This window comes from Sphingomonas sp. Leaf34 (assembly GCF_001421805.1).
Lineage (GTDB): Bacteria > Pseudomonadota > Alphaproteobacteria > Sphingomonadales > Sphingomonadaceae > Sphingomonas.
Genome location: NZ_LMLC01000001.1, coordinates 1,011,827 through 1,027,610, shown reverse-complemented (window position 1 = coordinate 1,027,610; position 15,784 = coordinate 1,011,827). Strand labels below are relative to the sequence as shown.

Sequence of the window (15,784 nt, the reverse complement as noted above, 5' to 3'; positions counted from 1 at the left end):
AGTCCCTCTGCCGTATAATAAGCTAAAGTCGACTTAAGCGACGTCGTCCTGACACCGGATCGCGATCAGGCGTTGGTGCGGCACGCCGAACGCAGCGTTTTGGATAGAGCGCGGCGCACAAGCCAAATTCCGATTCCGACACCGCCGATCCCGACACCTATGTCGGCGCGGCGATGCGGCCGTGTCCGGCGGGGTTGATGACTGATAGGCCTGCGGGTCGCCAACGCTGCCCGGGCCGATGCGCAACACAAGGAGGCCTCACGCGCGTGGCATATCACGGCGCGGTCGTCTGGTCGTGGCAGCGGGCCTTATTCGCCGCCGGGCGCGAACGGCACCTCACGCGTCGCGCTTTGCCTGCCGGGACGCGCCTGCTGCTGACCAGCGCGCAGGTTCGCCTCCGGCGCGCGACGCAAAGTTCCGTGCTCTGGTCATGGGCGTTCGTCGACGGGCGACACACGGTCGTGGCGTTTGGAGCCGGCATGCAGGACGTCGACGCGTCCAACGCCGCCCAGTTCTTGAGCATCGTCTATCTGGCGGTCCAGCCCATCCCCGGGCGATGCGGAAAATACGCCGGCAGATTGCCCCGTGACCGACTGATTTCGCGATCCTGGTTGCCGTGCGGGGCGACGTGCGTATGCTGCCGGTCGCAGACAAACCGGGGTGATGTTGCACATGATGTCGAAATTTTCCGTACTGGCCGGCGTATCGCTTGCGGCCTTCCTGGTTCCCGCCGCACAGGCGCAGCAATCCCCACCCATGGCCAAGCCCGCGCCGGTCGCCGATCTGGTCAAGTCGGTCGATATCCCCTACCAGCAATTCACGCTGAAGAACGGCCTCCGCGTCGTCATCCACACCGATCGCAAGGCGCCCGTCGTGGCGGTATCGGTCTGGTATAATGTCGGCTCCAAGTTCGAGCCCAAGGGCAAGACCGGGTTCGCGCATCTGTTCGAGCATCTGATGTTCAACGGCTCGGAGAATGCGCCGGGGGACTTTTTCGAACCGCTCAAACAGGTCGGCGCGACCGACTTCAACGGCACGACCTATTATGATCGCACCAATTATTTCGAGACGGTGCCGACCGCCGCGCTCGACCGCGCGCTGTTCCTCGAATCCGACCGCATGGGCTATCTGACCGGCGCGATCACGCAGGGCGTGCTCGACGAGCAGCGCGGCGTCGTCCAGAACGAAAAGCGCCAGGGCGACAACCAGCCCTATGGCCTGACCGAATACAAGATCACCGAGGGCCTGTTCCCCGCGACGCATCCCTATGGTCACACCACGATCGGGTCGATGGCGGATCTCGATGCCGCGTCGCTGCAGACGGTGAAGGACTGGTTCAAGGATCATTACGGCCCGAACAACGCGGTGCTGGTGCTCGCGGGTGACGTCGATGTGGCGACCGGCAAACGCCTCGCCGAGAAGTATTTTGGCGGCATTGCGAGGGGCGCCGAGAGCATCGTCCCGCCGGCACCGATCCCGACCTTGCCCGCGCCGGTGAGCGAGACGATCAAGGACCGGGTCGCCGCGGTGATGATCAGCCGCAACTGGGTGGTGCCGGGCCTGAACGACAAGGACGGCACCGCGCTGGAGGTTGCGGCAGGCGTTCTCGGCGGGCTGGCCAGCAGCCGGTTCGATACCGCGCTGGTCAAGAAGGAGAAGCTGGTCACGCGGATCTCGGCGAACGACAGCAGCTTCAGCCAGCTCGGCATGTTCGAGATCCAGGCGATCGTCCGGCAGGGCGTCGACCCCGCGCTGGTGAACAAGCGGATCGACGAGATTCTCGCGGACTTCCTCAAGAACGGTCCGACCGCCGACGAGGTTAGCCGCGTTGCCACGACGACGGCTGCGCGGAAGATGGAAGGGCTGGAATCGGTCGGGGGGTTCGGCGGCAAGGCCGTGACGCTCGCCGAGGGCGCGCTATATTCGAACGATCCGGGCTTCTACAAGAAACAGCTTCTGCAACTGGCGGCCGAAACGCCCGCCAGCGTGCGTGCCGCGGCGGTGAAGTGGCTGTCGCGTCCCGCCTATTCGCTGACCGTCGTGCCGGGCGCGCGCGATGCCTATGCCAACGCCGCCGTCCCGCCGAAGGTCGCCGTGGCGCCTGCACCCGACGTGCCGTTCAAGGGCACGCGCGGACCGCTGCCGAGCGTCGGCCAGGTTGCGGGTCTGAGCTTCCCGCCGGTCGAGCGCACGCGTCTGACCAACGGCATCGAGGTGGTATACGCGCAACGCGATGCGGTGCCCGTGACTCAGGCGGTGCTCAGCTTCGATGCCGGCGTCGCGGCGGACGTGCCGGGTAAGCTCGGCACGCAGAAGCTTACGTTGTCGATGATGGACGAAGGCACGCCGACGCGCGATTCGGTCGCGCTCGCCGAAGCCAAGGAGCGCCTGGGCGCCGAGATCGGCTCGGGTGCGTCGAACGACCGGACGTTCCTGTCGTTGCAGGTGCCGAGCGCGAACCTGGCGCCCGCGGTCGACCTGTTCGCCGACATCGCGCAGAACCCGGCCTTCGCCGATGCCGAGGTCGCACGCGTCAAGAACCAGCAACTCGCGCAGATCGCGCAGGAACTGACGAGCCCGCAGGGGCTGGCGACGCGCGTCCTGCCCAAGCTGCTCGGGCCGACCTCGCCCTATGCCAAGGCGCAGGGCAGCGGCGACCCGAAGGCGGTCGCGGCGCTGACGCGCGCGGATCTGGTCGCGTTCCAGCAGGCGTGGCTGCGGCCGGACAAGGCGAAGATCTTCGTCGTCAGCGATCGTCCGCTCGCCGAGGTCAAGGCGGCGCTCGACGCGCGGTTCGGGACGTGGCGTCCGACCGGCATGGCGGGCACCAAGGTCTTCCCGACCAGCGTCACGCCGTCCGCGCCCAAGATCGTGCTGATCGACCGGCCCGACAGCCCGCAGTCGGTGATCATCGCGGGCGTGCCGACCGGACTGAAGGGCACGCAGGACCTGCTGCCGATCGTGACCGCGAACGATGCGCTCGGCGGCAGCTTCCTCGGCCGCGTCAACATGGACCTGCGCGAGAGCAAGCACTGGTCGTACGGCGTATCGGGTCGTTTCCAGCAGTCCGAATTTGCCGCGCCGTACATCCTGTCGGCACCGGTGCAGGCGGACCAGACCGGTCCGTCGATCGCCGCGCTGCGCAGCGACATCGGGGCGTTCCTCGGCAACGAGCCGATGACCCAGGTCGAGTTCGACCGCGCCATCAACGGCGCGATCCGCTCGCTATCGGGGAATTTCGAGACGTCCGACGCAGTGCTGGGTGCGATGCAACAGAACGACCTGCTCAAGCGGCCCGACGATTATTACGCGACGATCACGCAGCGTTACCAGGGGCTTGCCCTGCCGCAGCTCAACACCGCGATCCAGCAGGCCCTCGATCCCAAGAAGACGATCTGGGTCGTGGTCGGCGATGCGAAGACGGTGCGGCCGCAGCTTGACAGCATCGGCCTGCCGGTCGAGGTCATCCCCGCGGCGTCGGTTGCCGGCGCCCAGTGATCAGAGCTGTGACTCAGGAGAGAAATACAATGGCGAACGTCGATGGCAGCTGGGATTGCGTGGTCAAGTCGCCGCTGGGCGACCAGAAGATGACGCTGACCGTGAACAGCGCCGGCAGCACCTTCACCGGTGCGGTATCGGGTGCGATGGGCGGCATGGACGTCACCGGCGAGGTCGAGGGCGACACGATCACCTGGAAGCAGAGCATGACCGTGCCGATGCCGATGACGCTCGACTGCAAGGCGACCGTCGAGGACGACATGCTCAAGGGCAGCGTCGCGGCCGGCGCGTTCGGCAGCTTCCCGCTGACCGGCACGCGGACCGCCTGACGGTCACGCGCATCTGCCGTAGAATGACGTGAGAAGGGCTCGTCTTTCCGATACGGAAAGGCGGGCCTTTGCTTTTTCAATCCGGGAGGGAAGGAAGAAGACATGCTATCGATGACCCGTCTGCTCGGTGCCTGCGCCACCGCTGCGCTCCTGGCGACGACCGCCGTTCCCGGTGCTGCCACCGCGCAGACTTACGACGAACGCCCCGCCAAGATGGCGCCCCGCGACACCGGCTACGACTATGTCCGCACGGTCGTCGAAATCCCGATGCGCGACGGCGTGAAGCTGCACACGGTGATCATCGTCCCCAAGGGCGCGAAGGATGCGGGCATCCTGATGACGCGCACGCCCTACGACGCCGACGGCCAGACCAAGGTCGACAGCGGTACCTATGCGGGCATCCTCGAGCATGGCGACGGCGCGGGCGACGTGATCGCGGCGGCCGGCTATATCCGTGTCATCCAGGACGTCCGCGGGATGCACGGATCGCAGGGCATCTACATGATGAATCCCGCGCGCGCCGGGACCGCGCAGAACCCGACCAGGACCGACGATTCGACCGACACCTACGACACGATCGACTGGCTGGTGAAGCACGTCCCCGAATCGAACGGCCGCGTGGGGATCAGCGGGATCAGCTATGACGGCTTCCTGCCGCTGATGGCGCTGATCAATCCGCACCCCGCACTCAAGGTCTCGGTGCCGATGAACCCGATGGTCGATGGCTGGCGCGGCGACGACTGGTTCCACAACGGCGCGTTCCGCGAAGCCATGATGCCCTACATCCTCGGCCAGGAAGCGACCAAGGACGCGGGCACGCCGTGGATCACCGACACCGCGGACGATTACGACTATTTCCTGAAGGGCGGCTCGGCGGGGGCGATCGGCAAGGCGCAGGGGCTCGAGCAGCTCGGCTTCTGGCGCAAGATCACGCAGCATCCGGCGTACGACTCGTTCTGGTCGAGCCAGGCGATGGACACCGTGCTCGCGGGCCAGCCGCTCAAGGTGCCGACGCTGATCGTCGGCGGGCTGTGGGATCAGGAGGATATTTACGGCGCGCCCGCGGTCTACCGTGCGCTGGAGACCAAGGACACCGCCAACGACATGGTCTATCTGTCGATGGGGCCCTGGTATCACGGGCAGGAGGTGCGCGACGGCAGCGCGCTGGGCGCGATCAAATGGGATGCCGACACCGCCAAATGGTGGCGCTGGCACGTGCTCGCGCCGTTCCTCGCGCATTATCTGAAGAGCGACCAGCCCGCGATGGACGTCGCACCCGTCACGATGTTCCAGTCGGGCCGCAACGAGTGGCAGAAGCTCCAGCGCTGGCCGAGCGAACCCACCGCGGGCACGCCGCTCTACCTCAAGCCCGGCGGCGCGCTAGGCTTCCAGGCGGCGGGCGGCGCGGCGACCACCGCGGACTATATCTCCGATCCGGCGGCGCCGGTCAGCTACCGCGTGCGCCCGACGCTGCCGACCTATGCGAGCGGATCGACGTGGAAACAGTGGCTGGTCGACGATCAGCGCGCGGTCTCGGGCCGCCCCGACGTGCTGACCTTCACGACCGATGCGCTGACCGCGCCGACGACGATCGCGGGGGTGCCGGAGGTAAACCTGACCGCGTCGACCAGCGGCACCGACAGCGACTGGGTCGTCAAGCTGATCGACGTGTATCCGGACGTCAATCCGGGTGACAAGGCGATGGCGGGCTATCAGCTGTCGGTCGCGATGGATATCTTCCGCGGGCGCTACCGCGAAGATCTGGCGGTCGCCAAGCCAATCGCCGCGAACGTGCCGCTGAAATACAAGTTCGCGCTGCCGACGACCAATCATGTGTTCCTGCCGGGGCACAGGATCATGGTGCAGGTGCAGTCGAGCTGGTTCCCCCTCTACGATCGCAATCCCCAGACCTTCGTCCCGAACATCTTTTTTGCGCAGCCCAAGGATTACGTGAAGGCAACGCAGAAAGTGACGATCGCCGGACCTGACGAGAGCTATATCAACCTGCCGTTGGTGCGCTGATCGATTATGCGCGACCGGATCGACATCTTTTCCGGTCGCGCCATCGGACGATGTAAGGAAAGTACGGGTTGATATAGGTTGGCCTTTGGTCGCGTAACTGGTTCTTAGTACGCCATGGGTCATAGAATGGGCTCACAACGAACCGGAACGCCGATGAAACGCCTTCCCCTGATCGCGCCGAACCCACCACGGCTGAGCGAGCATCTCGATGCGTTGCGCCGCGTCGAGGAATCGGGGGTGTTCAGCAACAATGGCCCCGAGGTGCGTGCGTTCGAGGCGGGCGTGACCGAACAGCTGTTTGGCGGCCACGGTGCGAGCCTTGCCGTCGGCAATGCGACGCTCGGACTGATGCTGGCGATCCGCCACGCTTCGGGGATGCGGACGGGTGGACTCAATCCGAAGCAAGGCACGCTTGCGCTGATGCCGGCGCTCACCTTCGCTGCGACCGCGCAGGCGGCGGCGTGGGCCGGGCTGACGCCGCTGGTCTGCGATATCGATCCCGACGACTGGGCGGCGTGTGCGCAAGCCGAGGAGCGGTTGCTCGATCAGTATGGCGAGCGGATCGGCGTGATCGTGCCCTATGCGACGTTCGGCAACGCCATCGACCTCGATCGCTATGTCGATTTCCAGAAGCGCTATGGCGTCGGTGTCGTGGTCGACGCGGCGTCCTCGCTCGGGACGCTCGACGACGCCGGCGAAGGATTTGGCGCGCGCGCGCCGTTTGCGGTCGTGCACTCGATGCACGCCACCAAGACGTTCGCGGTCGGTGAGGGCGGGTTGATCCACAGCGGCGACCCGGCGCTGATCGCGACGCTTCGCTCGATGGGCAATTTCGGGTTCGAGGCCGGGCGTAGCGCCACGCTGCCGGGGATCAATGCGAAGCTGCCCGAGATCCTGGCGATCCTGGCGCGGGCCAAGTTGGCCGAGATCGAGGCGATCGCGACGCACCGCGCCGCGCTGGAGGCGGCGTACCGCGAAACGCTACCCGATTTTCAGTTTCAGTCGGTGTCGGGGCAGCGTCGGGCGATGCAGTTCATGCCGGTGCTGCTGCCCGAGCGCCTGGCGCATCACCGTGACGAGATCGTCGAGAGCATCGAGGCGCAAGGGGTCGGCTGTGGCCGGTATTTCAGTCCGCATCTGGGCGAACAACCCTGGTTCCAGGCGACCGCGATGATCGAGCGCACCCCGGTTGCGGACAAGATCGCCGGGCGCATGCTGTCGCTGCCGATCACCGATGCGATGAGCATCGCCGATGCGCGGCGTGCCGCGGAAACGCTGGCGCGTGCATGCGCCGCGATTGCCCAGCCGCTGGATCGCCGTGCGTCCGCGCGCGGCTCGACCGGCGCCGTGCTGTCGGTGATGGTCATCGGCGGGGGCCCGGCGGGGACGGCGATGCTGACCTCGGCGACCAAGCGCGGCCTGCTGCCCAAGCTCGCGGCCTCGGGGCTGATGGTGGTCGAGCGCAGCGGCGCGATCGGTGGCGGGCGGCTCGGGCGCTATGCGATCACCTCCGATTCGACCGCACAGACCTTTCTGACCGCGGTGCGCGACAACGTGCATCCCGAACTCGCCCGTCTGCTCGATCATCCTGCCGCGCGTGCGGTCGCGGCGCATGAGGGCGCGCTGGGCGTGCCGTTGACCGAGGTCGGATTGCTGCTGCGCGCGATCGGTGACCGCCTCGCCGATATCGTGCGCGACAATGGCGGCACGGTATTGACCGGTCACGAGGCACTCGGCGCGAAACGCGTCGGCGACGGCGTGTGGAGCGTGCAGCTTCGCCGCTTGTCCGATGGTCATGTCTTCGATCAGCTTACTCGCAACGTCGTCGTCGCAACCGGCGGTCACCAGCCGCTCGACCGGCTCGCCGCTGAGCATGTCGCCGGCACGAGGCTGGTCGATCTTGCCAGCGGACGGTTGCTTCAGTCCGAAGATGTCCTGTTGGTTGGCGGTACCGAGAAGGTCGCCGATCTGCTGGCCGGGATACGTGCCCCGCGAATCGCGGTCATCGGCGGATCGACCAGCGCGATGACGACCGTCGCGCTGTTGCTCAAGAACCAGCCCGCTCTGCCGTTCGGGGCGGGGGCGATCACCGTGCTGCACCGTCGGCCGCTGCGCCCTTTCTATCCTTCGGTTGCGGCAGCGCACGCCGAGGGTTTTACGGAATTCGACGCGGACGACATCTGTTCGCGGTCGGGATTCGTCTATCGCCTCGCCGGCTTCCGGCTGGAGGCGCGCGATCTGGTGTTACGGATGCTCGCGGTCGATGGTCGGGTGCCCGACCCGCGCGTCACGCTGCACCAGATCACGGGCGATGACGATATCGCGGCGCGCGCGGTCATCGAAGACGCGGATCTGGTGATTGCGGCACTCGGCTATCGACCGATCGCACTCCCGGTCGCGGACCGCGACGGCAGCCCGATCCCGCTCGCGGCACAGTCTGGTCGGCCAATGGTCGACGACCAGTGCCGGATCGTCGACGCCGACGGCATGCCGATCGCGGGGCTTTACGGCATCGGTCTCGCTGCGGGGTTCGTACCGTCGGGGCCGCTTGGTGGCGAGTGCAGCTTCACCGGGCAGGCGAACGGCCTGTGGCTGTGGCAGAACGAAGTGGGTCTGAAAATCGTCGATCAGGTCATGGCCGGATCGAGGGTTGCGCCACCCATGAGCGCCGCAACCCTCGGGCCTCAGACCTTCGCCGCGTAGATCATCCGCCCGGCACCGAGCCGCGCGAACACCTGATCCAGATCGCGCTCACCGACCGCGAAGCAACCCTGGCTGCGACCAAGCATGCCGTGGCTCTCGATCATGTCCTTGTTCGCGTACCAGGCCGAGTGGACGACGATCGCCCGGTCGAGCGCGTTGTCATTGGTCGGATCGAGCCCGATCAGCCGCTGCGAACGGCCATGCTTGCCGACATAATAATCATCGGTGACGAATGCGCCCTCGGACGAGGCGTTCGAGCCGAAGCGGTTCGAGAAGCGCTCGAGATAGCCGGTATGCGCCGGGTCCGAGCCGCTGCCGTGCGCGACCAGCAGCGACGTGCTGCGCCCGCTGGCGAGATCGATGAAGTGGAAACGCGGCTTGCCCGACGGTGCCGCGAAATCGGCGATCGCGATCCGGTCGCGGTTCGGGATGCGGCTGCCGTGGCGGCTGAGCGATGCCATCGCCTGGCGCAGCAGATCAGGCCGGACGACACGCGGCGACGTCACCGCAACCGTGGTGCGCGGCAGCGGCGGCTGCGTCATTGGTTTCAGATCACGTGCGGTCAACGCCCGTGCAATATGTGGTGTTGCGGATACCGCCCCCGGTACCGCCAGTGCCCCCGCCAAAACCAAACCGTTCTTCAGAAGCGCGCGTCGTTCGCGCACAAGACCTTGCTCGTCGTGCATCGATTTTCCCGAAATTGCCCCAGTTCCCGTAGGCATGGCTATAACCGATTTTCGGTGAATATTCTGCAACCATTTCCACTGGTTGTGGGTCCGTTCCTTCGAACTACCCCGGCTTGGGGTCGGTTCGTCGACTCATCGCGTCGGCACATTAACCGCAGCCGGGCGTTGACTGGCGGATCGAGACTCGGAAACGGATGGTAAGATGAGCGGGATGACGCGGTCGTTAAAGGCATTGGGGTTAGCGATCGTGCTGGGCTCGGTTGCCGGTCCTGCGCTGGGTGCATCCGCCGCCGCTATCGCCGCGATGCCGATCGAGCAGGCCGCGACCGAGCTGTCGCCGAATCAGTTCGTCTGGAAGGACACGGGGTCGAGCGAACCGGTCAGTATCGTTATCAGCCTGCTGGAACAGCGCGCGTTCGTCTATCGCGGGTCGACGATGATCGCCGCGACGACGATCTCCAGCGGCAAGGACGGCAAGGACACCCCGCTCGGCACCTACCCGATCCTGCAAAAGAACGCGGTCCACAAATCGAGCCTGTACGACGATGCGTCGATGCCGTTCATGCAGCGGCTGACGTGGGACGGGATCGCGATCCACGCGGGCCGCAATCCGGGCTTTCCCGCCTCGCACGGCTGCATCCGCGTGCCCCTAGGGTTTGCCAAGCAGCTGTTCGGGGTGACGACGCTGGGGACGACCGTGACGGTCACGGACGATTTCGAGGGCGGAATGGTGCCGGAGCCGCCGGTCCCGGATCAGGAAACCGCGATCGCCAATTTGCGCCAGTCGGTCTCGCTCGACCAGTGATTGCGGATAGGCGAGGGCGGTAACCCCGTGTTTTCCCGCGAAGGCGGGAACCGAGACTTGGGTCCCCGCCTTCGCGGGGAAACAAACTTTGCCGCAGGCGGTGGTAGGTCAGGCCGCGATCGGGAGCTCCAGCTCGACCAATCGCGCGCGAAACTGCGCAGCGTCGGTGAACAGCACCGATTCGATCCCCAACGCCTGCGCCGCCGCCACGTTCGCCGCATTGTCGTCAACGAACACCGCGTCCTCCGCCGCCAGCCCGAATCGCGCCAGCGCGAGTCGATAGATCGCCGCGTCGGGCTTCACCATCTTCTCCTCGCCCGACACGACGATATCGCGGAACCGGTCGAACAGCCTTGCTTCGCGCGCGCGGAAGGGTGGCCAGAACTCGTGGCTGAAGTTCGTGATCGCGAACAGCGGGACGCCGGCTTCGTCCAGCTCGGCGACGATCTCGTGCATGCCAGCGATACCTGCGCCGATGCTCTCGTTGAATCGCGGCCCCCAGGCGGCGATCAACGCGGCATGCTGCGGATACAACGCGGCCAGCTCCGCCGAGGTGTCGGCGAAGTCGCGGCCAGCGTCGTGCTGGAAGTGCCAGTCGATCGTCACGACGTCGCGCAGGAACGCGTCGAGCGCCCGACCGTCACCGATCAGGCGCTCGTACAGGACCCGCGGATCCCAGTCGTACAGGACACGACCGACGTCGAAAATGACGGCGGTCTTCCCCTTCTTCGGCAAGTCGGGCGTTAGCCCTGGCGTGCCTTGAAGCGACGGTTGGTCTTGTTGATGACGTAGGTACGGCCACGACGACGGATCACGCGGTTATCGCGGTGACGATCCTTGAGCGACTTCAGGGAATTGCGGATCTTCATGATCGATTCGCTTCTTTTCAAATCTAGGTGTGCGGAAAGACGGGATCGCCTAATGGCGGGGGGTGTCCAAGTCAAGCAACGGACACGCTCATACCATCCGGGAACCCACTCGGCTGGTCGGAGCGTTACTATAGCGCAACATTCTAAGGAAGTCCCGATGGCGGTTCGTTCGATCCTGGTTCTGGCGCTGGCAGGCGCATCCCTCACCGCGTGCGCGACCGGCCCGTCGCTGCCGCCGACCGAGGTGCTGCGCTATCATCTGGGCGAACCAATCGACCGCGGTACGATCGCGGTGCAGCCGCTCACCGGTGGCGGCCCCGCCAGCCTCGAGTTCAAGACCTATGCCGCCGCCGTGCAGGGCGAACTGCTCAAGGCCGGTTATAGCGTGCCGATGGCGGGCGCGAAGCCGTTGCTGGTCGCGACCGTCGGCTTCACGCGCACGACTCAGGCAGGGCCGCCCAAGCGGTCGCCGATCAGCATCGGCCTGGGCGGCGGCGGGTTCAGCGGCGGTCGTGGCGGCGGCGGCGTGGGGCTAGGCGGCGGCGTCGGCTTCCCGATCGGTGGCGGCGGGAGCACCGCGATCCTCGTGTCCGAGCTGTCGGTGACGATCAAGCGCAGCGCGGACCAGTCGCCGGTCTGGGAGGGGCGCGCCCAGTCGTTCGCCGATGCGCGCAAGGACGACGCACGGACCGATATCCAGGCCGACAAGCTCGCGCGCGCGCTGTTCATGGGGTTCCCCGGCGAGTCCGGTCGCACTATTCAGGTGAAATGAACGCAAACGCCATGAACCCGACCATCAACGCCGCTTTCGATGGCGGCAACATTCGCGTTGTCGCCATCGACGGAGATCGAATCGACCTCGAGATCGTCACGGACTTTCAGTCCGACTTTTTCCAGTGGTTCTATTTCCGTGTGGCGGGGGCGGCCGGGCGGTCGCTGACCTACCGCATCCTGAACGCGGGCAAGTCGGCCTATCCGTTCGGCTGGCCGGGCTACAAGACGCGCGCCAGCACCGATCGCCGGGCGTGGCGGATGATCGAGACGCGCTATGCGGATGGCGTGCTGGAGTTCGACTTCACCGCGGAGACCGATCTCGCCTGGTTCGCCTATTTCGCGCCGTACACGATGGAGATGCACGAGGCGCTGGTGGCGCGTACCGCGTTGCTGCCGGGCGTCGCGCACCGCGAGCTCGGCCAGTCGCTCGACGGGCAGGCGATCGACTGCTTCACGATCGGGTCGGGGCCCAAGCAGGTCTGGATCTATGGCCGCCAGCATCCCGGCGAATCGATGACCGAATGGTGGATGGAAGGCGCGCTCGAGCGGCTGACCGATCCGGCCGATCCGGTGACGGCCGATTTGCTGGCGAAGGCGACGTTCAACATCGTCCCCAATATGAACCCCGACGGCACGCGGCGCGGTCATCTGCGCACCAATGCGGTCGGCGTGAACCTCAACCGCGAATGGCACACGCCCAGCCTCGAGAAGAGCCCCGAAGTCTTGTGCGTGCGCAACGCGATGGACCTGACCGGGGTCGACGTCGCGATGGACATCCATGGCGACGAGGCGATCCCGGCGAACTTCATCGCAGGGTTCGAAGGCATTCCGTCCTGGACCGATGCGCACGGCGAGAAATTCTACGACTATGGCCGGCGGCTCGCGGCGCACACGCCCGACTTCCAGACCGAGAAGGGCTATCCCAAGTCCGCACCGGGCACGGCGAACCTGTCGATGTCGACCAACCAGGTCGCCGAGCGCTTCGGCGCGGTGTCGATGACGCTGGAAATGCCGTTCAAGGATCACGACGCCAACGCCGATGCTGAATATGGCTGGTCGCCCGAGCGGTCGAAACGGCTGGCGCACGCGATGCTCGAGACGCTCGCCGATATGATCGACGAGATTTGACGTTCGCGTGCCCGTCATCCTGACGAAAGTCAGGAGCCGGGGTAACCGATCGCTGGCCCTCTTGGCTCTGGATCCTGACTTTCGTCAGGATGACGGATAGGGGGCAACCGCCGCACTATCGTTTCATCCTCCCACGTCGCAGGAGCCCCGATGCCCACTCTCGTCCTGATCCGCCACGGCCAGTCCACCTGGAACCTCGAGAACCGCTTCACCGGCTGGTGGGACGTCGACATGACCGCCAAGGGCGAGGCGGAGGCTAAGGCCGCGGGCGAGCTGATGGCCGCCAAGGGTCTCGACTTCGACCAGACCTTCGTCAGCCTCCAGACGCGCGCGATAAAGACGCTCAACATCGCGCTCGAGGCGATGGGCCGGCTCTGGCTGCCGGTCGAGAAGGACTGGCGTTTGAACGAGCGGCATTATGGCGGGCTGACGGGGCTCGACAAGGCCGAGACCGCGGCCAAGCACGGCGACGCGCAGGTCCATATCTGGCGCCGCAGCTTCGACGTGCCGCCGCCCGTGCTTGACGATGGCAGCGCCTTCGACCTGTCGAAGGACCGTCGCTATGACGGCATCGCGATTCCCAAGACCGAGAGCCTCAAGGACACGATCGCGCGCGTCCTCCCCTATTGGGATGCGCGGATCGCGCCGGCGCTCAAGGATGGCCAGCGCGTCCTCATTTCCGCGCACGGCAATTCGCTCCGCGCGCTGGTGAAGCATCTCTCGAACATCCCCGACGACGAGATCACCAGCCTCGAGATCCCGACCGGCCAGCCGATCGTCTACGAACTCGACGCAGACCTGACCGCGACGGACCGCTATTATCTGAGCGAGAGGTAAGCAGCTTCTGGTGAGCGATACCACCCCGGCGAAGGCCGGGGCCCAATTGGGAAGGTGGCGATACCGGAGCACCGTCCTTCGTTAGCAATGTTGCCCACTTGGGCCCCGGCCTTCGCCGGGGAAGTGCAGTTCGTGCGACGCGAAAGCCCGATGTCGGTCGTCCACTCCCACGGCGTCCACCAAGACATTGCCCTTGTCCGCGCTCGTCGCTAGGCACGGCGCTTCCTGAATCGGGGGGCGGAAGTGGCTCTAGTCGGCATCATCATGGGCAGCACCTCCGATTGGGAGACGATGCGCCACGCCGCCGAGACGCTCGACGCGCTCGGCGTCGCGCACGAGACCAGGGTCGTCTCCGCGCATCGCACCCCGCAACGCCTGTACGACTATGCGACGACCGCCGCCGACCGTGGCCTGAAGGTCGTGATCGCCGGCGCGGGTGGCGCGGCGCACCTTCCCGGGATGGCGGCGTCGATGACGCATCTGCCCGTGCTCGGCGTGCCCGTCGAATCGAAGGCGCTCAAGGGCATGGATAGCCTGCTCTCGATCGTCCAGATGCCCGGCGGCATCCCGGTCGGCACGCTCGCAATCGGCAAACCCGGCGCGATCAACGCAGCGCTGCTCGCCGCCGCGATCCTGGCGACCGCGGACGAGGCGCTTGCTACCCGCCTCAAGGCCTGGCGCGCCGCGCAGACCGACGCCGTCGCCACCGACCCCGCCTGACGCCGCCTTAAAGCCGATATCCCGAAAGACGCTGACATGACGCCGCTGCCCCCCGGATCGACCATCGGCATCCTCGGTGGAGGCCAGCTCGGCCGCATGCTCGCCACCGCCGCGGCGCAGCTCGGCTATCACACGCACATCCTCGCGCCCGACCAGGAGAGCGTCGCCGCGCAGTCCGCCTCGACGATGACGCGCGCCGATTATCACAACCGCATCGTGCTGGCCGACTTCGCCGACGCGTGCGACGTCGTGACCTACGAGTTCGAGAATATCGACGTCGACCCGGTCGAATGGCTCGCCGACCGCGTTCCCGTCCACCCGAGCCCCCGCGCGCTCCGCGTAGCGCAGGAACGGATCGGCGAAAAACGCTTCGTGGAGAGCGTCGGCGGCCGTCCGGCCCCCTGGGCCGCGGTCGACAGCCTCGAAAGCCTGCAGGCGGGCCTGGAGGCGATCGGGACCCCCGCGATCCTCAAGACCGCGCGCTTCGGTTATGACGGCAAGGGGCAGGTCAAGATCGACACGCCCGCCGCGGCGCAGGCGGCGTGGGACGCGATCGGCGGCCCTGCGGTGCTCGAGGCGTTCGTGCCGTTCGACCATGAATTCTCGATCCTGATCGCGCGCGGCCTCGATGGCGGCATCCAGCGCTACGATTCGCCGCTGAACGTCCACCGCGACGCGATCCTGCGCCACTCGACCGTTCCCGCACCCGCCGCGGTGCTGGCGCAGGCCGGGGAAGCCGCTGCGCTGGCCGAGCGGATCGCCGCCGAACTCGACTATGTCGGCGTGTTGGCATGCGAGTTCTTCGTCGGCGCCGACGGCCCGGTGTTCAACGAGATGGCGCCGCGCGTGCACAATTCGGGGCATTGGACGATCGAAGGCGCCGAATGCTCGCAGTTCGAAAACCACATCCGCGCGATCTGCGGCCTGCCGCTCGGCGCGACGACGCTGACCGGGCGTGACGCGACGATGGAAAACCTGATCGGTGACGACGCCGATCGCTGGGCCGAGCTCCTCGCCGAACCCGGCGCCCATCTGCACCTGTACGGCAAGGGCGCCGCCCGACCCGGCCGGAAGATGGGCCATGTCACGCGGATCGTTCGCTAAACCGACCGCGTGGGCGTCCGAGCGCCCTGCCGTTCGTCCTGAGTAGCCGTCGAGCAGTTGCCGTAGGCGGCGTATCGAGACGGCGTATCGGAGGGCAGGTTGGCGCGCGGAACCCATGCTTCGATACGCGCGCTCGATATGCTGCTGACACAGCTACCCGGTCTCTACTCAGCACGAACGGGAGTGGGAAAAAATGGTGCCCGGAGACGGGGTCGAACCGCCGACACTGCGATTTTCAGTCGCATGCTCTACCAACTGAGCTATCCGGGCACGTCCGGTCTGGGACCGGAGAAGCGTCCGACCTTGCGA

At 66.4% G+C, this 15,784-nt stretch carries 13 protein-coding genes and 1 tRNA gene; 10 read left to right on the top strand and 4 right to left on the bottom strand.

The window, feature by feature from the left end; genetic code table 11:
* Positions 1-675 precede the first annotated feature (675 nt).
* The 4 genes from ASF00_RS04650 (at position 676) to ASF00_RS04635 (ending at position 8,552) form a co-directional block, all read left to right on the top strand.
* Positions 676-3,498 (top strand): M16 family metallopeptidase, encoded by a 2,823-nt coding sequence (locus ASF00_RS04650; RefSeq protein WP_200910470.1) that lies wholly within the window; start codon positions 676-678, stop codon positions 3,496-3,498.
* A 29-nt stretch (positions 3,499-3,527) separates the two neighbouring features.
* Positions 3,528-3,827, top strand: coding sequence for a hypothetical protein (locus ASF00_RS04645; protein WP_055874704.1), 300 nt, complete (start codon positions 3,528-3,530; stop codon positions 3,825-3,827).
* Between the two features lie 102 nt (positions 3,828-3,929).
* The gene (locus tag ASF00_RS04640) at positions 3,930-5,849 is read left to right on the top strand and encodes a CocE/NonD family hydrolase (protein ID WP_235525610.1); all 1,920 of its coding nucleotides are present in this window, start codon (positions 3,930-3,932) and stop codon (positions 5,847-5,849) included.
* Between the two features lie 153 nt (positions 5,850-6,002).
* Positions 6,003-8,552, top strand: a complete 2,550-nt coding sequence (locus ASF00_RS04635; RefSeq protein ID WP_055874701.1) for a DegT/DnrJ/EryC1/StrS family aminotransferase — start codon at positions 6,003-6,005, stop codon at positions 8,550-8,552.
* Here ASF00_RS04635 and ASF00_RS04630 read toward each other — a convergent pair.
* Complete coding sequence (locus ASF00_RS04630; RefSeq protein WP_055874697.1) at positions 8,534-9,238, bottom strand: murein L,D-transpeptidase catalytic domain family protein; 705 nt, start codon at positions 9,236-9,238, stop codon at positions 8,534-8,536. The genes ASF00_RS04635 and ASF00_RS04630 overlap by 19 nt on opposite strands.
* A gap of 202 nt (positions 9,239-9,440) precedes the next feature.
* Here ASF00_RS04630 and ASF00_RS04625 point away from each other — a divergent pair, with 202 nt between their 5' ends.
* Positions 9,441-10,043 (top strand): L,D-transpeptidase family protein, encoded by a 603-nt coding sequence (locus ASF00_RS04625; protein WP_235525609.1) that lies wholly within the window; start codon positions 9,441-9,443, stop codon positions 10,041-10,043.
* A gap of 108 nt (positions 10,044-10,151) precedes the next feature.
* Here the strand turns inward: ASF00_RS04625 and ASF00_RS04620 are convergent, their stop codons facing one another.
* Both ASF00_RS04620 and ykgO read right to left on the bottom strand, forming a co-directional pair.
* Positions 10,152-10,778 (bottom strand): HAD-IA family hydrolase, encoded by a 627-nt coding sequence (locus ASF00_RS04620; protein WP_055874694.1) that lies wholly within the window; start codon positions 10,776-10,778, stop codon positions 10,152-10,154.
* A gap of 8 nt (positions 10,779-10,786) precedes the next feature.
* Positions 10,787-10,912: a type B 50S ribosomal protein L36 gene (gene ykgO / locus ASF00_RS04615; RefSeq protein WP_003046794.1), complete on the bottom strand. Its 126-nt coding sequence runs from the start codon at positions 10,910-10,912 to the stop codon at positions 10,787-10,789.
* Between the two features lie 157 nt (positions 10,913-11,069).
* On the opposite strand from ykgO, the gene ASF00_RS04610 reads away from it, so the two are divergent.
* The 5 genes from ASF00_RS04610 (at position 11,070) to ASF00_RS04590 (ending at position 15,475) form a co-directional block, all read left to right on the top strand.
* Entirely contained in the window at positions 11,070-11,684 is a 615-nt protein-coding gene (locus ASF00_RS04610; protein ID WP_055874690.1) for a DUF4136 domain-containing protein, read from the top strand.
* Positions 11,685-11,695: 11 nt separating this feature from the next.
* Complete coding sequence (locus tag ASF00_RS04605; protein ID WP_082463235.1) at positions 11,696-12,814, top strand: M14 family metallopeptidase; 1,119 nt, start codon at positions 11,696-11,698, stop codon at positions 12,812-12,814.
* A gap of 150 nt (positions 12,815-12,964) precedes the next feature.
* Complete coding sequence (gene gpmA / locus ASF00_RS04600) at positions 12,965-13,651, top strand: 2,3-diphosphoglycerate-dependent phosphoglycerate mutase (RefSeq protein ID WP_055874684.1); 687 nt, start codon at positions 12,965-12,967, stop codon at positions 13,649-13,651.
* A gap of 264 nt (positions 13,652-13,915) precedes the next feature.
* Positions 13,916-14,371, top strand: coding sequence for a 5-(carboxyamino)imidazole ribonucleotide mutase (gene purE, locus ASF00_RS04595; protein WP_055874682.1), 456 nt, complete (start codon positions 13,916-13,918; stop codon positions 14,369-14,371).
* Between the two features lie 36 nt (positions 14,372-14,407).
* The gene (locus ASF00_RS04590; protein WP_055874679.1) at positions 14,408-15,475 is read left to right on the top strand and encodes a 5-(carboxyamino)imidazole ribonucleotide synthase; all 1,068 of its coding nucleotides are present in this window, start codon (positions 14,408-14,410) and stop codon (positions 15,473-15,475) included.
* A gap of 194 nt (positions 15,476-15,669) precedes the next feature.
* Here the strand turns inward: ASF00_RS04590 and ASF00_RS04585 are convergent.
* Positions 15,670-15,745 (bottom strand) — tRNA-Phe (locus tag ASF00_RS04585).
* Positions 15,746-15,784 lie beyond the last annotated feature (39 nt).